This window comes from Rhodococcus sp. BUPNP1 (genome assembly GCF_002215235.1).
Taxonomy (GTDB): domain Bacteria; phylum Actinomycetota; class Actinomycetes; order Mycobacteriales; family Mycobacteriaceae; genus Rhodococcus.
This window is the reverse complement of sequence record NZ_NERM01000016.1, coordinates 97,827-116,224: the sequence shown is the minus strand read 5'-3', so window position 1 is coordinate 116,224 and position 18,398 is coordinate 97,827. Positions and strand designations below refer to the sequence as shown.

Here is an 18,398-nt window from a genome sequence, read left to right as displayed (position 1 = left end):
CACCCGGATCCGGCTCGTCCGATCCGCGATCGCACCGATGAGCAGCGGCGGAGCACCCGACGCGATGCCCGGGACGGCATGGTGTTCGGCCACCCAGAAGCGGTGGTAACCGGCCGCCTCGGCAAGTTCGGCGCGACGCAGGGTCTGCCGCAATGCGGCAGCGTCCGGCTGCCCCTCCCGGGTCCGGGAGCGGTCCAGCAACGACAACGCCACCTGCACGGTCGTCTCAACACCACGACCGTCGCGGACCTTCCCTGCAGGTCAGGGATCTTCGGGCCCCCAGGCGCGACCGGCTGCGATCCAGTCCCCGTGGAAGTGGAGTTGCCCGTGCTCCGAGGCCTTCTGCGCCGCGGCGACACCGTGCGCATCGGCGACGTACAGCAGGAGGTTGGCAATGGCGTTTCCGACAGCGACGACCTGGTCGCGGGCATCGCTCGCTCGGATCGCCACCTCGACGAGTGCGCGCCCGGCACCGATGGCCCACGCCAGGGACTGGTGCTGGAGCTGGGTGCAGCCGGGACGACCGCAGGACAGACACAGGTCCGATACGTGATCACCCGTCGGAGTCCTCATGTCATTTCCTGCCGAAACATAAAGCCAATTATGTCCGATTTCGTTTCGGTGCCGAATGGGAGGTGCCGACGTGCTCGACAATGCCACCCCGCGCGGCAGGTCGAACTGTTCACGGCCGCGGGTTCTTCCGGGTCCACCGCGGCCGGTCGCTGCGGGTGGCCGCCGTGCAGCGACGACACGGGACGACTCCGTGCTCGCCCAGTTCCGCCAGGTACAGCGCGTCGCTCCACGGCACGTGCGGAAAGCGGTCGAGGCGGGCGCGGAAGAGTTGCACCCCGCACAGGGTCTGATTGGTGCCGGGCGTCCATGCGTGGGTGTCGCCGGACGGGTAGCGGATCCCGTCGGTATCGGTCCATCGACCCGACGCAGCGACCGCCGGGCTGGTGTGCTGAGCCATGCGTCCGGGTTCCCGCTACCGGGCGGGATTACTCGATACGGGATGCCGCGAGCATCTCCTCGATCGAGACGAACTTCAGGCGCGAGCGTCCCACCGCCGAACCGCGGGCCTTCTCCTGCTTGTCGATCTGCAGCCAGCCCCGATAGTCGATGTGCTCCGGGCGCCGCTCGGCCACCAAGGTGGCGAGCTTCTCCCGATCGGCGACCGGCTCGGGCAGCTTGCCCTCGACGAAATCGTCGAGGATCTTCTCGACCGTTTCGGCCGAGCACTGCTTGTTGGTGCCGATAACCCCGCTGGGACCACGCTTGATCCAGCCGGCGGTGTAGACACCAGGCACCGGCGCTCCGGTCTCGGCGTCGATCACCCGGCCGCAGTCGTTCGGGATGACCCCGCGCCGCTCGTCGAAGGGCAGCCCGGCCAGCGCGGTGCCGCGGTAACCGATCGAGCGCAGCACCAATCCCGCTTCGAGGGTTTCGGTCTGCCCGGTCGGGCGGGCCTCGAGACGACCGTCGACCTCGACGAGTTCGTTGCGCTCGAGCGTGATCGACTCGACCACACCGTCGCCGGAGATCTCCACCGGCGAGGCGAGGAAACGCAGCACGATCCGCTTGTTGCCCTCGGTGGGGGTGCGCTGCGCAAAGCCCTCGACCTGCCGCACCTTGAGCGCCAGGCGGGGTTCGACCTCCGGATCGTCGATCAGCGCGCGGCTGACCGGGTCGAGTTCGACCTCGACCGGGTCGACGATCACGTCGACGCCGGGCAGCGAGCCGAGCGCGAGCAGTTCCGGGTTGGTGTAGGCGGCCTGCGCCGGGCCGCGCCGGCCCACCACCACGACCTCACGGATGTTCGACGTACGCAACGCCTCGAGCGCGTGCTCGGCGATGTCGGTGTGGGCGAGATCGTCCGGGTCCATCACCAGCGCCCGCGCGACGTCCAGGGCGACATTGCCGTTGCCGATGATCACCGCGCGCTCGGCCGACAGGTCGAAGGTGCGGTCGGCGAAATCCGGATGCCCGTTGTACCAGGCGACGAACTCGGTCGCGGCGTGCGAGCCCGCGAGGTCTTCACCGGGGATGTTCAGCTTGCGGTCCCCCGCCGCGCCGACGGCGTAGATCACCGCGTGATGGTGCGCGAGCAACTCCTCGTGGGTGATGTGGGTGCCGACCTCCACATTGAAATAGCACTGGGTGTTCTTGTGGCCGATGGCACTGCGGAAGACGTCCCCGACACCCTTGGTGCTCTGATGATCGGGGGCCACACCGGCACGCACCAGCCCGTAGGGGGTGGGCAGGCGATCGAAGATGTCGACCTGCACCGCCGAATGCGTCACCAGATCCATCGCGGCATAGCACGCGGCCGGGCCGGATCCGACGATCGCGACCCGCAGGGTGCCCAGCTCGGCGGGCAGCTTGCGGCGTGTGCGCAGTTCGGGCCAGTCCGGCCCGATCGGGTATCGCCGGTAGTACTCGGCGTTGATCTCGAGATACGGCTCCTGCGCGGGGGTCAGTTCGTTGTCGGCGGCGATCGCGTCGACCGGGCACTCGTCGACGCATGCTCCGCAGTCGATGCACGTGTCCGGATCGATGTACAGCATCTCCGTCGTCGCGAAGGGGGCTTCGTCGGGCGTCGGGTGGATGCAGTTGACCGGGCAGACCTCGACACAGGAGACGTCGTTGCAACACGCCTGGGTGATTACATAAGCCACAGTTCTACCTGCCTACAGTGCCGATTCCGGACAACGAACGGCCTCAGACTAGTACACGTTCCAGTTTCGGTCGAGAACCGCGTTCTCGAAATAATATCATCGTATTTCCGACTGTCGAGACGCGTCAGATGTCCGTTTCGGTGCTGGACTCGATGCGGAAACCGATCTTGAGAGTGACCTGCGTGTGGGCCACCCGGCCGTCGTCGATGTGGCCCCGGATGTTGACCGTCTCGAACCACTCAAGATGACGCGTGGTCTCCGCTGCTCGCGCCACCGCTTTCGCGATCGCGTCGTCGACTCCCGTCGTCGACGATCCGACGACCTCGATCACCCGGTAGACATGGCTCATGGCTGAACTCCTCGAATCGGCGATACTCCGATTCGGATCGTCCCGCCCCCGAGCGACCCTCGTCCCCGGAACCACGAAAATGGCAGGAAGATTCAGGCACGACGCGCGAGCGACCGGGCGAGTTCGCCCAGACGCGCCAGACGCAGGTCCCCGAGCGGGATCGCGCCGGCACCGAGCCGGTTGGTGACGAAGGCGAGCGACAATCCGGTGTCGAGATCGGCGTACGCCCCCGAGCCACCCACTCCGTAGTGCCCGAGAGCACCGCGCGGGCGCTGGATGCTCGCGAAGATGGGCTGGTGGTAGCCGAGCCGCCACGCCATCGGCACACCGAGCACGTAGTCTCGGCTGCGCACCCGCACGCGCGACATCTCGTCGATCGTGGTGGCATCGAGGAACTTCACGCCGTCGATCGTCCCGCCGGCCGCGATCGCCCCGTACATGCGCGCGAGCGATCGGGCCGTGAACACACCGTTCCAGCCCGGCATCACCGAGTCGTGCACGGCCGGGTCGCCGACGAGCCGGTCGAAGCCGTCGGGCATCGCGGCCTCGGCGAGACCGCGGGTCGGTTCGAGTCGCGCCAGCACCGCGGCGCTCGCACCCCAGTGCAGTCCGACCGGGGCGAGTCGCGGGAACAGCTTCGCGATGCGGCCCCGCTCGTCGTGCGGCACGCGGTACCAGAAATCGGGATCGCCGAGCGGCCGGGCGATCTCCCGCTCCACGACCTCCACGAAGGGCAGACCGGTCACCCGCTGCACGAGTTCGGCGACGAGCCATCCGTAGGTGACGGCGTGATAGCCCGATCCGCGCCGACGCCGACGATCCGGCGCCGCCTGCTCGAGAGCCGCGACGGTCGCCTCGTAGTCGAGGATCCCGCGCGTCCCGGGAACCAGGCCGCGCACCCGGTGCAGGCCGGATCGGTGGGTCATGACGTCCGCGACGGTGATGCCGTCCTTGCCGTTCGCGGCGAATTCCGGCCAGTACTGCGCGACGGGCGCGAAGTAGTCGATCGCTCCGCGCTCGGCCAGACGGTGCACGACGGTCGACGCCACGCCCTTGCCGGTCGAGAACGACAACGCCATGGTGTCGCGGCTCCACCGCTTGTCGGGGGCCGACCAGCCGGACCAGATGTCGAGGACCTTCTCGCCGTGGAGATAGGCGGTGAGTGCGCCGCCGCCGTCCCGGGGGCGCTTGTACAGCGAGAAGAAGGCGTCGGCCAAGCGCAGGAATCGAGGATCGACGACCATCTCGGTGGGCGCCGCCGGACCCGGCCGGGCGTCGATCTGCCCGGGGACGTGCACCGGCGCGAACGACGCTGTCGCTCCGGCAGGTTCGAAGACTGCTCCGGTCGTCATGTGCGACAGGCTACGACGACACGGAACGTAAAGGAAGGGTTTACGTACAGCCTGTTTGTCGACGCTCCCACCGAGACGCGCCGAATCTACGGCAGGGGCGACGGCAGTGTTTGCGCGCCAGGAGTGAAGTACCGGAAGTCGCCCAGCACGACGCACCCGCGTGCGGCCTCGAGTTCGAACGCGGCCGCCGCGGTGCCCTCGCACAACACCGGATCGTCGGCGTCGCCCACATATGCCTGCGACTGCGGACCTGCGGCGACGACCGCCGTGCCGGGACTTTCGAGTACACCGAGCGCCAGGGCCTGCGCCCCCACACCGATCGCGAACAACCGTCCCGACGTGCTCTCCCCGGCGCCGACACCGCCGTCGAATCCGGCGGCCACCACCTGTGCGGCGCTGCGGGCATCTGCGAATCCCACGCCCCGCTCACCGTAACTCCACGCCTCGGCGGTGCCGTCGGTGGACGCGCCGCACGCTTCGTCGCCGTCGATCTGCACGATCTCGGCCGGGGCGCCCGGCGGTGCCGTGCACGTCGTGGCCGCGGACGCGGTCTGAGGAAGCAGGAAACCGACCCCGATGGCGGCAGCGAATGCTGCCCCGACGCCGAGAACCCGACCGGACGTCCACGAGCGAATCACGACATCGACCTTTCCGAACCTCACGCGACTGTTTTCTCGGACAGTTTATGGACTCCCGCTTCGGGAGGTCTCATAGTCGAGGTCACGACAGGGACGCGATTCCCCGAACGTTCCGGTTCACGTGTCCTTCGCCCGGTCGGTGTCGCGGGACGGTTGGACGCGTTTCGGCTCCCCCGGCATCTTCGGGTGATTCGGCGGATACGGCAGGTCGCCGAGACCGTTCGCCGCGTCCCGCTCCGCCATCTCGAGCAGGACGTCCAGCGAGTGCGCGTGCGCGTCGAGATCCGCCATCGGATCGCCGCGCTTCGCCAGCAGATCCGGCACCGTGGCGATCGTGAAGTCGTCGGGTTCGGCGTCGACCAGTTCGTCCCAGGTCAGCGGAGTCGAGACGGTCGCGATCGGGGTGCGACGGACCGAGTAGGCCGAGGCGATCGTCTTGTCGCGCGCGTTCTGGTTGTAGTCGAGGAAGAGCCGCTCTCCCCGCTCCTCCTTCCACCACGCCGTCGTCGCCCGCTCGTCGCTGCGCCGCTCGATCTCACGCATGAGCGCGATCCCGGCGCGACGGACTCCGACGAAATCCCATTCGGGCACGATCCGCAGATAGATGTGGAGCCCCCGCCCACCGGACGTCTTGGGGTATCCGGTGAGCCCCAGTTCGTCGAGGAGCGGGCGCACGACCTCCAGCGCCACGGCCCGCGCGTCGCCGAAGTCGGTTCCCGGTTGCGGGTCGAGGTCGATGCGCAGTTCGTCGGGGCGGTCGGTGTCGCCGCAGCGCACCGGCCACGGATGGAAGGTCACGCACCCGAGATTCGCCGCCCACACCACGTCGGCAGCCGAACACACACGCAGCGCATCGGCGGTGCGCCCCGACGGGAAGGTGATCTCGCAGGTCGCCACGTGGTCGGGTCGCTTGACCGGTGCCCGCTTCTGATAGATCTCCTCCCCCTCGATGCCGTCGGGGAAGCGCTGCAGATGCGTCGGCCGGTCGCGCAGGGCCGTCAGGATCGGGGCGTCGAACTCGGTGGCGACCCTGCGGTAGTACTCCACGAGGTGCCGCTTCGTGCCGCCCTCGGCGCCGAGCTGCGGGAAGTAGATCTTGTCGGGGTTCGACAACCGCACGGGCGTGCCGTCGACGTCCAGCTCCTCCGCGGGCGAACGCTTCGTGGCCATGTCAGTCCTCCGTCCGGTCGAGCACATCCGACAGGTCGTAACGCACCGGCACCTCCAGCTGGTCGAACGTGCAACTCTCGGGGTCGCGGTCGGGGCGCCACCGCAGGAACTTGGCTGCGTGCCGGAACCGCATCCCCGCTCCCGACACGCCTTCCATCTGGTCGTACGCGACCTCCACGACACGTTCGGGCCGCAACGGCACCCAGCTGCGGTCCACCGCCGAACGCCACCGCGTCGGTTCGCCCTGCTCGACGACGTCGTCCCCGAGTCGCAGCGGCTGCAGTTCGGCGAGCAGTTCCTCGCGCCGCTCCCGCGTGAACGCCGAGGCTCCGCCGACCATGGCGAGTTCACCGTCGTGGTAGAGCCCGAGCAGCAGCGACCCGATGCCCTCGACGCTCTTGTGCATGCGATAGCCCATGAGGACGCAGTCGGCGGTGCGGGCGTGCTTGAGTTTGAGCATCTCCCGCTTGTCGGGCACATAGAGCCCGTCGAGTCGCTTGGCGATCACGCCGTCGAGGCCGGCGCCTTCGAACTCCTCGAACCAGCGGCGGGCGGTATCGGTGTCGGTCGTGGCCACCGTGACATGGCAGCTCTTACCCCCGCCGATCTCGGATCGCAACCGCGCGCGCCGCTCCGCGAACGGGGTCTCCATGAGATTCTCGTCGCCGAGAGCGAGCAGATCGAAACCGACGAACACGGCCGGTGTCTGCTCCGCGAGCATCGTCACCCGGCTGGCGGCCGGGTGGATCCGCTCGGACAGCGCCTGCCAGTCGAGTCGGGTGCTGCCGTCGTGTTCGCGAGGGACGACGATCTCCCCGTCGACCACACACCTGCGGGGCAACTCCGCGCGCGCGGCGTCGGCGAGTTCCGGGAAGTAACGCACGAGGTCCTTGCCTCCGCGCGAGCCGAGAACCACCTCGTCGCCGTCGCGGAAGACGATCGCCCGGAAGCCGTCCCACTTGGGTTCGTAGGACCACTCGTCGGGACCGTCTTCGGGTTGGGAGGGGACGGTGGAGGAGACCTTGGCGAGCATCGGGGCGAGCGGCGGCACCACAGGCAGGTCCATGCGGCACATCGTTCCACCCCGTACGGGTACCGGCAGCACTTCCGTAGGCTCTTCGACCATGAACATTCTCCGAGGGGCGGCCGGTGCCGCGGTGGCGTTGGCGGCAGCAGGGGTGCTCGGAGGATGCGCGACCCAGGTCGAAGGGCAGGCCGTGCCCGCCGCGAACGCCCTGGACACGTCCACGGCGCCGTCCTTCTCCCTACCCACCACGACCCCGTCGGCGTCGTCGTCGACCGAATTGAGCGTCGACGTCGCAGCCGGCGAATGCGTCGCACTCGGCGGCACGGTCGACGACGCGACCATCGACTACGCGGTGTGCGGCAGCCCGAGCTCGAATTACAAGGTCGTCGACGTCGTCGATGCCAGTGCCATGTGCCCCGGCGACATCGACCAGACCTACTATGAGTCGTTCGGCGGCGTCGAGGTCGGCGCGTTGTGCCTCGACATCGACTGGGTGGTGGGCGACTGCATCGACCTCGGTGGCGAGGACCCGCAGCGCATCGACTGCGGTGAGCCCGCCGTCCAGGGCGAGGAGGTCACCGAGATCCTGCTCGACACCTCCGACGTGAACGAATGCTCGACGTCCGAGGGTGGCTTCGTGTACCGGGAACGCAACTTCGTGGTCTGCACCGACACCATCTGACGGTTCTCCTCGGTGCGGACTCCCGTCGCCGCGACGGAGCATGTCGGTGCCTCCCGCAACAATGCGTTCGACAGATCATCATCCGACGGACGCGAGGACAGAACATGACGCACTGGCCGGACAGACCGATCTGCGCGTTCGATCTCGAAACCACCGACCGGGATCCCCGCAACGCCCGCATCGTCACGGCCTGCGTCGCGACCTTCGACGGCGACCGCATCGACACACGCTCGTGGCTGCTCGATCCGGGTATCGCGATACCCGAGGAGACCACCGCGATCCACGGCATCACCACCGCCCACGCCCGTGCCGAAGGACTCGACTATCTCGAGGGATACAAGCAGATCCGGCAGGCCGTGAGCGACGCATGGGCGCGCGGCCACATCGTCGTCGCATTCAACGCCAGCTACGACCTGACGGTTCTCGACGCCGAAGGACGACGGCTCGGTCTGACGGGGCTGGACATCGGCACGGTCGTCGACCCGTACGTCATCGACCGGGAGATGGACCGCAGCCGGCCCGGCAGGCGCACACTGCAGGCGGTGTGCGAGGCGTACGGGGTGTCGCTGCCGAACCCGCACGAGGCCGAGGCCGACGCGCTCGCCGCCGGCCACCTGACCCGCGCGCTCGTGGCAAGATTCCCCGAACTCGCCGAACTCGACATCATGGCCGATCAGGCCGCCTGGCACGCCGAACGGCAACGCAGCTTCGCCGAATACCTGCGCGGGCTCGGGCGCGAGGTCGTCGACGTCGACGACAGCTGGCCCGTCCGGCTCCCCACGCCGGTGGGCACCGACGTCCTCGAGCGTCCCGCGACCGAGACCAGGTTCCGACGCGCGCTGCGCGCGATCCGCGAGTTCTTCCGGCGACTGCGCCGCCGCTGATCAGGAGAGCAGTCGATCATGGCAGCAGTCCCTGCCGCCGCGCCTCGACGACCGCCTCGTGCCGACTGCGCACATCGAGTTTGTCCATGGCGTTGCGCAGATAGGTTTTCACCGTCTCCACGCTCAGCGACAACCTGTCGGCGATCTCCGCGTTGCGGCAGCCCAGCGCCACATGACTCAGCACGTCGTGCTCGCGCGCGGTCAGATGTGTCCGCGGGTGCGATGCGCCGTCGCGCGCCCGGGTCAAGGTCTCCTCGACCGTCCGTACCTGTTCCCTGATCGACGGATCATCGGTCCGGGCCGCGATCGCCCGCAACGCGACGAGACTTTCCGTCAGCGCTTCGGAGACGGAGGCAGGCACGGTGGCGCCGTGCGCGGCCCGCGTGTTCCCGATCAGCGACACGCGGCGATCGACCTCGTCGCGGATCTCGATCTCCCGCGCGAGTTCCGCGGCCGACCGCACGACCTTCTCCGCCACCACGTCGCCGATGGTCCGGTTGACCCTCAGCCCGCCGTAGATCGCCGCCCGCGTGCGTCCGCGCACCACGACCGGCACGGCGAGCAACGACTCGATTCCCTCACCGGCGACCTGCCGGTCGTAGTGGTGGGTGATGTGCGGGGAGGTGAAGTAGTCGGCGACCGCGCCGGGTCGTTGTTCGACGACCACTCGCCCGCCGAGTCCGCGTTCGGCGGCGATCACCAGATTGCGCAGGACACGACCGCGCGTGCCGACGAATCCGGACAGGACCACGTCCGAGCCCTGCACCGCGCCACCGAAGAGCACCGGTAGTTCCGTCGTCGCCTTGAGGTCGCGCAGGGTGGCGCGGAGGGTGTCGAGATCGTCGGGACGCAGCACACCCGGCACGGCGACATCCATCGATTGCTCCTGCTCTTCTCTCCGAACACCCACTTTCGAGGGTAGAGGGGGCAGTTCCACGATTCGTAACCTGCACATCGCCCGGTGTTGCGACGATCACAGAAGACGCCGGAATCCGAGTAGGCCACCCCCGGAGGTACCCGTGTCCATCGCTCCCGCCCGTCCCGGCTCGACCGGAGCCGCGAACTACAGCCAGATGAGCCCGCTGCGCTTCCTGGAACGGTCCGCGGCGGTGTTCCCGGATCGCACCGCGATCATCCACGGCGACCGCACGTACACCTACGCGGAGTTCGCCGACGAGGCGCAGCGGCTCGCGCGCGTGCTGCGCAGCCGTATCGAGCCGGGCGACAAGATCGCGTACCTGACCCCGAACGTGCCCGAGATGCTCATCGCGCATTTCGCGGTTCCGCTCGCGGGCGGTGTGCTGGTCGCGCTGAACTCGCGGCTGGCCGGGCCGGAACTCGAGTACATCCTCGACCACTCCGAGACGAAGCTGTTGTTCGTCGACTCCGAACTGCTCGGATCGGTCGCGAACGTCCGCGACAACGTTCCGGGCGTCGCCGAGATCATCGAGGTCCCCGATTCCACCGTGCCCGCGCCCGACGTCCCCGCCGGGGTGGCCACCGCCCGGTACGACGAGTTCCTCGCGCAGGCCGACTCGCTCGATGCGACGCCGCTGCCGTGGAGCGTCGACGACGAACTCGGTGTCATCACCCTCAACTACACCTCGGGCACGACGGGCAAGCCCAAGGGCGTGATGTACACCCATCGGGGCGCGTACCTGAACTCGCTGGGCGAGACCTTCCACAACAGCTTCGACGGGCAGAGCAAGTACCTGTGGACGCTGCCGATGTTCCACTGCAACGGCTGGTGCACGCCGTGGGCGGTGACTGCCGCGGCGGGCACCCACATCTGCCTGCGGGCGGTGCGGGCCGACGCGATCTGGGATGCCATCGACAACCTCGGCGTCACCAATCTGTGCGGTGCGCCCGCGGTGTGCTCGACCATCGCGAACGCCGAACAGGCCCATCCCCTCGACCGTCCGTTGCGGATCACCACGGCCGGCGCGCCGCCGTCGCCGACGGTGATCGCCCAGCTCGAGCAGATCGGCATCACGGTCGTGCACGTCTACGGACTCACCGAGGTGTACGGCCCGTACACGATCTGCGAGTACCAGGACAGCTGGGACGACAAGCCCGCCGACGAACGTGCCGCGCTGCTCTCCCGTCAGGGCGTGGGCATGCTGCAGGCGGAGACCGCACGGGTGGTCGACGAGGACATGAACGACGTGCCCGCCGACGGCGAGACCATGGGTGAGATCGTGCTGCGCGGCAACAACGTCATGCTCGGCTACTACAAGGACCCGGACGCGACCGAGGAGGCGTTCCGCGGCGGCTGGTTCCACACCGGCGACCTCGGCGTCATGTACCCGGACGGATACATCCAGCTCAAGGACCGTGCGAAGGACATCATCATCTCCGGCGGCGAGAACATCTCGACCGTGGAGGTCGAGCAGGCGATCGTCAGCCATCCGGCGGTGCTCGACGTCGCGGTCGTCGGCGTTCCGGACGAGAAGTGGGGTGAGCGTCCCAAGGCGTTCGTGATCCTGAAGAAGGACGAATCGGTCACGGCGGAGGAGATCATCGACTACACCCGCACGCTGCTCGCCGGATACAAGGTGCCACGCGACATCGTCTTCCCGCTGGAGCTGCCCCGCACCTCCACGGGCAAGATCCTGAAGTTCGAGCTGCGATCGGCCGAAGCCGCCGAGGGGTGAGCCGACCCCTCACGACTGCATTGGATACTCGACGCCATGACATCCGGTACCGGTAACAGCACCCGTCGCCTCGATTCGACGGGACCCGATCCCGCCCAGTTCCGGGTGCATGTCGTCACGCAGGCGATCCGCCTGTTCTCGGAGTTCGGCTACGAGTCGACCACCGTCGAGCAGATCGCCGCGGCCGCCGGGGTGTCGCGGCGGACCTTCTTCCGGCAGTTCCGGTCGAAGGAGGACGTGATCTTCGCCGATCACGAATCCCTGCTCGAACAGGTCGCCGAGTACCTCTCGCAGGATTTCGACGATCCGTGGGCGGCGGCCTGCGAGGGGGCCAAGCTCGTCTTCGGGCACTTCCGGGACCGGCGCGAGCTGGCGGTGTGGCGGTATCGGGTGGTGCAGCGGGTGCCGGCACTGCGGGAGCGCGAACTCGTCACCACCTACCGCTACGAGCGGTTGTTCACCGACTTCCTGCGCGCCGCCGTCCCGACGGAGAAGCCGGTGCGCACCGTCAGCTTCGCGGCGGCGATGACCGCCACGCACAACTTCGTGTTGCGCGCGATGATCCGCGGCGACGAGACCGCCACCGCCGAACGCCTCGAGCAGGAGCTGCTCGAGCTCCGCCGCACGTACGGGGTGGTTCCGGTGCCCGAAGGCGCGACGAACGGGAAGGTCGCGCCGACCCCGCCGGCGGTCGCGGTGGTGACCTATCCGGCCCACCTGACACCGGCCGAGATCGCCGAGCAGGTTCGGCTCCAGCTCGAAGGTGCACGTCAGCACCGTTGACCTGGCACTGAGTGCCGTGGTTACAATCGACTCATTCCGTCACGTCGCGAACCCTCGCCTCGCTATCCTCGAGGGAGCTACGTTCGCAAATCTGGCACCGCGTGCCGTTAGGAGTCCGCCGTCATGGCCCTCAATCCCGACTTCGACCTGTTCAAGCTCTCCGAGGAGCACGACGCTCTGCGCGAGGCCATCCGCGCGCTCGCCGAGAAGGAGATCGCGCCCTACGCCAAGGACGTCGACGAGAACTCCCGCTTCCCGCAGGAGGCCCTCGACGCCCTCAACAAGTCGGGCTTCAACGCCATCCACGTGCCCGAGCAGTTCGAAGGCCAGGGCGCCGACTCGATCGCCGCCTGCATCGTCATCGAAGAGGTCGCCCGAGTATGTGGCTCCTCCTCGCTGATCCCCGCCGTCAACAAGCTCGGCACCATGGGCCTGATCCTCCGCGGCTCCGACGAGCTCAAGGCCAAGGTCCTCCCCGACATCGTCAACGGTGCGATGGCCTCCTACGCGCTGTCCGAGCGCGAGGCCGGCTCCGACGCCGCCTCCATGCGCACCCGCGCCAAGGCCGACGGCGACGACTGGATCCTCAACGGCTCCAAGTGCTGGATCACCAACGGTGGTAAGTCCACCTGGTACACCGTCATGGCCGTCACCGACCCCGAGAAGGGCGCCAACGGCATCTCCTCCTTCATGGTCCACAAGGACGACGAGGGCTTCGTCGTCGGACCGAAGGAGAAGAAGCTCGGCATCAAGGGCTCCCCCACCGCCGAGCTGTACTTCGAGAACTGCCGCATCCCCGGCGACCGCATCGTCGGCGAGCCGGGCACCGGCTTCAAGACCGCTCTCGCGACCCTCGACCACACCCGCCCCACCATCGGTGCGCAGGCCGTGGGCCTCGCCCAGGGCGCCCTCGACGCGGCGACCGCCTACGTCAAGGACCGCAAGCAGTTCGGCCGCCCGATCTCCGACAACCAGGGTGTGCAGTTCATGCTCGCCGACATGGCGATGAAGGTCGAGGCCGCACGCCTGATGGTCTACACCTCCGCTGCTCGCGCCGAGCGCGGCGAGCCCAACCTCGGCTTCATCTCGGCCGCCGCGAAGTGCTTCGCGTCGGACGTCGCCATGGAGGTCACCACCGACGCCGTGCAACTGTTCGGTGGCGCCGGCTACACCACCGACTTCCCGGTCGAGCGCATGATGCGCGACGCCAAGATCACGCAGATCTACGAGGGCACCAATCAGATCCAGCGCGTCGTCATGTCGCGCGCTCTGCTGCGCTGACACCGGTCGCGTAGGTTACCCCCGGAACATCACAGCGATCAGGAGTTACCGCAGTGGCAGTGGAAAAGGTAGGCGTGATCGGTGGCGGCACCATGGGTGCCGGTATCGCCGAGGTGTGCGCCAAGGCCGGTAGCGACGTCCTCGTCAAGGAGACCACCGAGGAGTTCGCCGCCGCGGCGCGCGAGCGTCTCGAGAAGTCGATCGGACGCGGCGTCAAGTCCGGCAAGATCACGCAGGAGGACGCCGACGCGGTCCTCGGACGGATCCGCGTCACCCTCGACCTGAACGAGTTCGCCGACCGCGACCTCGTCGTCGAGGCCGCACCCGAGATCGAGTCGCTCAAGGTGGAGATCTTCTCCGAGCTCGACAAGATCGTGAAGCCCGAAGGCATCCTCGCCACCAACACGTCGTCGATCCCCGTCATCAAGATGGCGCAGGCGACGCAGCGGCCCGGCAAGGTCGTGGGCGTGCACTTCTTCAACCCGGTGCCGGTGATGCCCCTCGTCGAGATCATCTCGGCGCTCACCACCGACGATGCCACCGCCGACACGGTGTTCGATTACGCGAAGAACACCCTCGGCAAGACGGCCGTGCGCGCGGGCGACCGTGCGGGCTTCATCGTCAACGCCCTGCTCATCCCGTACCTGTGCTCGGCAGTGCGCATGCTCGAGTCGGGCTACGCGACGAAGGAAGACATCGACGCCGCGATGAAGGGTGGCTGCGGCTACCCGATGGGTCCGCTGACCCTCATCGACACCGTCGGCCTCGACATCACCCTCAACGCCGCGCAGTCGCTGTACGACGAGTTCGCCGAGCCGCACTACGCTCCCCCGGCCCTGCTGCGTCGCATGGTCGACGCGGGTCGCCTGGGTCGCAAGACCGGCGAGGGCTTCTACAGCTACAAGTAGGCCTCACTCGGACGCCCCTGCCGTTCCTTCCCGGAGCGGCGGGGGCGTCTGCGTATCCGGAACGGCCGGGAGGTACGCAACAACAGTTCCGGGTTCGCAACACGGCCGGTAACTGCCGGCGTTGCGAACCTTCACCACGTGTTGCGTACCTCGTGTACGACCGATGCCCGGCTCGAAGGCGCCCCGACTGTCCGCTCCGGATCCGTGGGGGCGCCTTCTGCTATCGTCCCGACCCGGACGTATCGGGGGATTCTGTCGGGGGGCAGTCGTGACGTTGCACGTGGATCCTGAAGCGCTGCGCACATTCGCAGCCTTCGTGGCGGACACCGCCGACGCGATCGACGAATGGGACGTCGGCGAACCGTATGCCGTGTCGCAATCAGCGCTTCCCGGAACAGAATTCGCGGCCGTCTGTGCACGAGCCTTCACCGCCACCGATCAGGCGCTGAGCAATGTGTGCAGTCGCCTGCGCGAGGTCGTCGACATCACCGACGGTGCCAAGAACGACTACGTCGTCGCAGAGACGGACTTCGTGGCTGCGCTCTCTGCGATGGATCAGCACGAATGAGACCGGGAGTCGCGGCCGTCCGCTCCTGGAATCCCGACGCTCTGCGAATCACCGCCGACCACCTCGACGTGCTCGTCGACAAACTCGACGACCGCATGAAAGGTCTGCTCACCGAGCAGGATGTGCTCGCCGAGCGATGGTCCGGCGACGCCGCACGGGCCGCCGCCGCGCGGGTGGTCCGGGAACGCTCACTGGGCAGTGCCATCGCCGAAGCGCTACTGCAGGTCGCGGAGGCGTACCGTACCGGCGCGTGGCTCGTCGAAGGTGCCCGTCTGCACCTCGTATCGGTCGTGGGCGGCGCCGAACAGTCCGGGTTCACCGTGCACGACGACGGCACCGTCGACCCCACCGACCAGATCCGCATCCTCGCGGTGATGCTGCCGGCCGAAGCCGTCACCGAAGCCCGCGTCCGCCTCGAGCACGAAGCAGCGGAACTGACCCACGTCGTCACCGGCGCACTCGAACAGGCCTCGCGAGCCGCGACGGAAACTGCCGATCGCATCGCCGCCGCCGTTGCGGTACTCGAAGCAGCCCGGGATGCCGCGGTGCCGGGGAAGGTCGTGCAGACGGAGGACGGTGAGTTCTCCTGGTGGCCTGACTGGGCGGCGACGACTGCCGCTTCGACCATCGGAATCGTGGCCGACACCACCAAGGAAGGTCTGAAAGAAGCCGCCATCTCATCCGGTGACGATCTGGCCCGGAACATCAGCCGAGGAATGAACCCTGCCGCTATCGCTCTCGGTACGGTGCCCGCCATCGTCAACGACATCGAGTCGGGCATGGATCCCACCAAGGCGATCGTCACGGAATCCACAGCTTCGACCTTGGGAGGCGTAGCAGCTTGGGCAGGAGCAAAAGGGGGCGCCGCCCTCGGAACGATGATCGCTCCGGGTATAGGCACGGCAGTGGGACTCGCCGTAGGCGCACTGGCGGGTGGATTGACCACTTACATTTCGTCGAAGGGCTTCCAAGCGCTCTGGGACTGACACATGACGAAACCCTCCATCAGCGCAACCAGTGCGGAGACACATGAGATGAGTTCGAAAATCGAGCCCCCAAGCTTCGGGACGTACCCTCGCAACGACCAGCGCCCCTACTGGCCACAAGCTTTCCGACCGGTGATCTTTCTGATGGCGGTCGCACTCGCATTGTCGGCAATGGTCATGATTCCTCTCGCCCTCCGAGCCGGAAAAGCCCATCACGCACTGGAAGTCACAGGCTACGTAGGTGGCCTGTCGATGATGGCACTGTTGTCGGTTACGGCACTGCGTGAATCAGGTTTCCGCCACGTTCGACGGTCCTCGCGAATTCATCGGATACACGATCCACGACACGGGGACGGAATCATCGTTCCGATGCGCCGTGGTCTCACCGCTCCGGTGATGATCGTTCTGCTGGGGGGAGCTGTATACGGAGTTGCCGCCTCGACTCTCTGGTTCATTGCCGGAAATACATCGCTCCTTCCCGAGGGACGGGACACTCCTCGAAACGCGCTCCTGGTCGCAGTTCTCGCCGCCGTTGCGCTCCTCCTGTCATCGATACTGCTTGCCATCCGGATCGAGTTTGCGGTGAGGATCTTCCGGGAAGGAATCGAACGGCATACGCGTAGGAGAATATTCTTCAGCGACAAAGAGTTTCGGATCTTCCTTCCGTGGGTGGACATCACAAGTGTCGATGCCGAGATGAATGCCGACCTGGGTCGGCACCCCTCGATTGGTTTACGGACCGCACGTCCGATCCCTGAAGGCCAACGAACCCCTCACGACTCGGACGACAGGATTGCGGTGCTGGCGCATGCCTTGGCCGCGGAGCCCAACACTCTCGTACGATTACTACAGGGCATGAAAGAGAATCCAGAGAAGCGCCCCGAAGTTGAAAGGCCCGATTCCGAAGATCTTCTTCGTCCCCCACCGCTGCGTGAACGGTTCCGCGCAGCACGCCGCCGGAAGGCGTCTCGGTGAACGCTTCGATTCAGGCGACGCTCTCCGGCTACCTCGCAACACACGAAGTCGGACTGAGCCCCTGCGACCCGGACGATCTGCGGCACCCGCAACCGGAACTCCAGGCGCCGGAAGGCTGGATCACACTCCCCCGCGATGTCTTTCCGCACGCACATACGGTTCTCGTAGTTCCCGAGCACGCCGTGGATGATTGGGCACCCAACGCCGTTCTTCTCCATGGAGCACTGGCGAAGTGGCGGCCGACGGACGAACTGTTGGAGGTTGCGGGGCAGGAAGCTCGTGGACTGCCCGAGTGGAAGGAAACACTCCGCGACACATTCGACTTCCACGGACATCGATCCGTGATCGTCCGAGGTTGCTACCGAGTGGACGACGTCGAGTACACCGCCGTGACGCGATATCTCGTGATCGACCACGCGTACGACCGCTACCTGACGCAACTGACGGCAACCGCACGCTCCGACAGCGCCGAGTCCCTTATCGCTCATCTGCATGCGATCCATGAGGGACTGAGAATCCGGTGAGCGAGTTCATCGAAATTCCCTCTTTCGGGAAAGATTCAGCACCTGCTTGGCCACAACGTTTCCGTCCGGCTTCGTTCTGTGCCGGTGTGTTCTGCACTGGATTCGGCCTCGTCGCACTGTTCTGGACAGTGGACGACTGGCGAGCGGACGATCTCGGAGCGACTGCCCTGGCGCTTTCCCTGACCGTAATGATGACAATCGTTGCGGCGGGAATGTTCGAGCGGACCGGCTTCCACCGATTCGGTTTGCATCCGAGGATCCGGCAGTGCCGAGACGACGTTCACGGCCCCGGCATCGAGATTCCTTACGTGAGGATACTTCCCGTTCAGCTGTCCGTTGTGTTCTCCTGCATCACAATGTCGGGTGCTTTCATGATTCGTGCGTCGAACCGACCGGACGGAGCGATGCTTCTTGCGAGACACGAGCTCCCCTACTCCGGCTCGTTCATCGCATGGACGACATGTGCAACCGTGGCGGTGTGCGCTCTACCCTTCTTGATCCACCCCCGGGGATCCACCCGTCTCCATGCCGACGGTATTCGCCGCCGCACGACATGGCTCGTGCGGCGTGGCGTTTCGGACGTGTTCGTTCGATGGGACGAGATCCAGGAAGTGGCTTCCGATGTCTACACCGTCTCGGGCCGCGCGGCGTCTACGCACAATCCACTCATCCGTCTCGACGTACCCGGCTACGAACCGACTCCGCCTCGCATGGCGCACGACAAGCCGGATTCGTTCACCGTGCCGGCGTACGTTCTCGTGAGCGAACCCAACACGCTGCTCGGGCTCGTCGACCGTCTCCATCGGTGCCCCGACGATCGCCATCTCATCACGACACCCGAGGCCCCAGAACTTCTTCGTCCTCCCCCGGTGCGGGAACGCTTACGCATCGCGCGGAAGATTCCGCGTCAACAGTGGGAATTGTGATGGGTACGCAACACCG

The 18,398-nt window shown here is 67.0% G+C and carries 21 protein-coding genes; 11 read left to right on the top strand and 10 right to left on the bottom strand.

Annotated elements, in window-relative coordinates; translation table 11 throughout:
* The 9 genes from B9C99_RS17365 to B9C99_RS17325 all read right to left on the bottom strand — a co-directional run.
* Positions 1-213: LLM class flavin-dependent oxidoreductase (locus B9C99_RS17365; protein WP_143543567.1), on the bottom strand; the 213-nt coding region annotated here is incomplete at its 3' end.
* Between the two features lie 48 nt (positions 214-261).
* The gene (locus B9C99_RS17360; protein ID WP_253250110.1) at positions 262-573 is read right to left on the bottom strand and encodes a hypothetical protein; all 312 of its coding nucleotides are present in this window, start codon (positions 571-573) and stop codon (positions 262-264) included.
* A 109-nt stretch (positions 574-682) separates the two neighbouring features.
* A complete protein-coding gene (locus B9C99_RS17355; RefSeq protein ID WP_088898705.1) occupies positions 683-970 on the bottom strand; it encodes a hypothetical protein in 288 nt (95 codons plus the stop codon).
* A gap of 28 nt (positions 971-998) precedes the next feature.
* The gene (locus B9C99_RS17350) at positions 999-2,675 is read right to left on the bottom strand and encodes an FAD-dependent oxidoreductase (protein ID WP_088898704.1); all 1,677 of its coding nucleotides are present in this window, start codon (positions 2,673-2,675) and stop codon (positions 999-1,001) included.
* A gap of 124 nt (positions 2,676-2,799) precedes the next feature.
* The gene (locus B9C99_RS17345) at positions 2,800-3,024 is read right to left on the bottom strand and encodes a dodecin (RefSeq protein ID WP_060650173.1); all 225 of its coding nucleotides are present in this window, start codon (positions 3,022-3,024) and stop codon (positions 2,800-2,802) included.
* A gap of 92 nt (positions 3,025-3,116) precedes the next feature.
* The gene (locus tag B9C99_RS17340) at positions 3,117-4,376 is read right to left on the bottom strand and encodes a serine hydrolase domain-containing protein (RefSeq protein ID WP_085470147.1); all 1,260 of its coding nucleotides are present in this window, start codon (positions 4,374-4,376) and stop codon (positions 3,117-3,119) included.
* Positions 4,377-4,462: 86 nt separating this feature from the next.
* Positions 4,463-5,014: a DUF6764 family protein gene (locus B9C99_RS17335; RefSeq protein WP_088898710.1), complete on the bottom strand. Its 552-nt coding sequence runs from the start codon at positions 5,012-5,014 to the stop codon at positions 4,463-4,465.
* 117 nt (positions 5,015-5,131) lie between these two features.
* Positions 5,132-6,184 carry a DNA polymerase domain-containing protein gene (locus B9C99_RS17330; RefSeq protein ID WP_088898703.1) on the bottom strand — a complete coding sequence of 351 codons (1,053 nt, stop codon included), beginning with the start codon at positions 6,182-6,184 and terminating at the stop codon, positions 5,132-5,134.
* 1 nt (position 6,185) lies between these two features.
* Positions 6,186-7,250, bottom strand: coding sequence for an ATP-dependent DNA ligase (locus B9C99_RS17325; protein WP_088898702.1), 1,065 nt, complete (start codon positions 7,248-7,250; stop codon positions 6,186-6,188).
* Between the two features lie 58 nt (positions 7,251-7,308).
* Between B9C99_RS17325 and B9C99_RS17320 the strand changes: the two genes are divergently transcribed.
* Entirely contained in the window at positions 7,309-7,893 is a 585-nt protein-coding gene (locus tag B9C99_RS17320) for a hypothetical protein (RefSeq protein ID WP_088898701.1), read from the top strand.
* Positions 7,894-7,997: 104 nt separating this feature from the next.
* The gene (locus B9C99_RS17315; RefSeq protein WP_024102137.1) at positions 7,998-8,777 is read left to right on the top strand and encodes a 3'-5' exonuclease; all 780 of its coding nucleotides are present in this window, start codon (positions 7,998-8,000) and stop codon (positions 8,775-8,777) included.
* 16 nt (positions 8,778-8,793) lie between these two features.
* On the opposite strand, the gene B9C99_RS17310 is transcribed toward B9C99_RS17315, so the two are convergent.
* On the bottom strand, positions 8,794-9,654 hold the full coding sequence (locus B9C99_RS17310; RefSeq protein ID WP_088898700.1) for a response regulator transcription factor: 861 nt from the start codon (positions 9,652-9,654) through the stop codon (positions 8,794-8,796).
* A 142-nt stretch (positions 9,655-9,796) separates the two neighbouring features.
* Between B9C99_RS17310 and B9C99_RS17305 the strand changes: the two genes are divergently transcribed.
* The 9 genes from B9C99_RS17305 to B9C99_RS17270 all read left to right on the top strand — a co-directional run bounded on the left by B9C99_RS17305 (position 9,797) and on the right by B9C99_RS17270 (position 18,382).
* Complete coding sequence (locus B9C99_RS17305; RefSeq protein ID WP_088898699.1) at positions 9,797-11,431, top strand: acyl--CoA ligase family protein; 1,635 nt, start codon at positions 9,797-9,799, stop codon at positions 11,429-11,431.
* Positions 11,432-11,467: 36 nt separating this feature from the next.
* Positions 11,468-12,214 (top strand): TetR family transcriptional regulator, encoded by a 747-nt coding sequence (locus B9C99_RS17300; protein ID WP_088898698.1) that lies wholly within the window; start codon positions 11,468-11,470, stop codon positions 12,212-12,214.
* A gap of 123 nt (positions 12,215-12,337) precedes the next feature.
* On the top strand, positions 12,338-13,495 hold the full coding sequence (locus B9C99_RS17295; protein ID WP_006553691.1) for an acyl-CoA dehydrogenase: 1,158 nt from the start codon (positions 12,338-12,340) through the stop codon (positions 13,493-13,495).
* A gap of 59 nt (positions 13,496-13,554) precedes the next feature.
* Complete coding sequence (locus B9C99_RS17290; protein ID WP_088898697.1) at positions 13,555-14,403, top strand: 3-hydroxybutyryl-CoA dehydrogenase; 849 nt, start codon at positions 13,555-13,557, stop codon at positions 14,401-14,403.
* Positions 14,404-14,671: 268 nt separating this feature from the next.
* Complete coding sequence (locus B9C99_RS17285; protein WP_253250109.1) at positions 14,672-14,971, top strand: hypothetical protein; 300 nt, start codon at positions 14,672-14,674, stop codon at positions 14,969-14,971.
* Complete coding sequence (locus B9C99_RS17280) at positions 14,968-15,957, top strand: hypothetical protein (protein ID WP_088898695.1); 990 nt, start codon at positions 14,968-14,970, stop codon at positions 15,955-15,957. The genes B9C99_RS17285 and B9C99_RS17280 overlap by 4 nt, the downstream gene beginning before the upstream one ends.
* A 3-nt stretch (positions 15,958-15,960) precedes the next feature.
* Positions 15,961-16,932, top strand: coding sequence for a hypothetical protein (locus B9C99_RS25620; RefSeq protein WP_138844669.1), 972 nt, complete (start codon positions 15,961-15,963; stop codon positions 16,930-16,932).
* Entirely contained in the window at positions 16,929-17,456 is a 528-nt protein-coding gene (locus B9C99_RS17275; RefSeq protein WP_088898694.1) for an LpqN/LpqT family lipoprotein, read from the top strand. The genes B9C99_RS25620 and B9C99_RS17275 overlap by 4 nt, the downstream gene beginning before the upstream one ends.
* A complete protein-coding gene (locus tag B9C99_RS17270; RefSeq protein WP_253250108.1) occupies positions 17,453-18,382 on the top strand; it encodes a hypothetical protein in 930 nt (309 codons plus the stop codon). The genes B9C99_RS17275 and B9C99_RS17270 overlap by 4 nt, the downstream gene beginning before the upstream one ends.
* Positions 18,383-18,398: the final 16 nt, after the last annotated feature.

Coding starts and splice junctions, on each gene's coding strand:
- B9C99_RS17355 (WP_088898705.1), bottom strand. CDS start 970: ATGGCTCAGCACACCAGCCCGGCGGTCGCTGCGTCGGGTCGATGGACC.
- B9C99_RS17300 (WP_088898698.1), top strand. CDS start 11,468: ATGACATCCGGTACCGGTAACAGCACCCGTCGCCTCGATTCGACGGGA.
- B9C99_RS17360 (WP_253250110.1), bottom strand. CDS start 573: ATGAGGACTCCGACGGGTGATCACGTATCGGACCTGTGTCTGTCCTGC.
- B9C99_RS17295 (WP_006553691.1), top strand. CDS start 12,338: ATGGCCCTCAATCCCGACTTCGACCTGTTCAAGCTCTCCGAGGAGCAC.
- B9C99_RS17325 (WP_088898702.1), bottom strand. CDS start 7,250: ATGGACCTGCCTGTGGTGCCGCCGCTCGCCCCGATGCTCGCCAAGGTC.
- B9C99_RS17330 (WP_088898703.1), bottom strand. CDS start 6,184: ATGGCCACGAAGCGTTCGCCCGCGGAGGAGCTGGACGTCGACGGCACG.
- B9C99_RS17340 (WP_085470147.1), bottom strand. CDS start 4,376: ATGACGACCGGAGCAGTCTTCGAACCTGCCGGAGCGACAGCGTCGTTC.
- B9C99_RS17345 (WP_060650173.1), bottom strand. CDS start 3,024: ATGAGCCATGTCTACCGGGTGATCGAGGTCGTCGGATCGTCGACGACG.
- B9C99_RS17320 (WP_088898701.1), top strand. CDS start 7,309: ATGAACATTCTCCGAGGGGCGGCCGGTGCCGCGGTGGCGTTGGCGGCA.
- B9C99_RS17310 (WP_088898700.1), bottom strand. CDS start 9,654: ATGGATGTCGCCGTGCCGGGTGTGCTGCGTCCCGACGATCTCGACACC.
- B9C99_RS17280 (WP_088898695.1), top strand. CDS start 14,968: ATGAGACCGGGAGTCGCGGCCGTCCGCTCCTGGAATCCCGACGCTCTG.
- B9C99_RS17315 (WP_024102137.1), top strand. CDS start 7,998: ATGACGCACTGGCCGGACAGACCGATCTGCGCGTTCGATCTCGAAACC.
- B9C99_RS25620 (WP_138844669.1), top strand. CDS start 15,961: ATGACGAAACCCTCCATCAGCGCAACCAGTGCGGAGACACATGAGATG.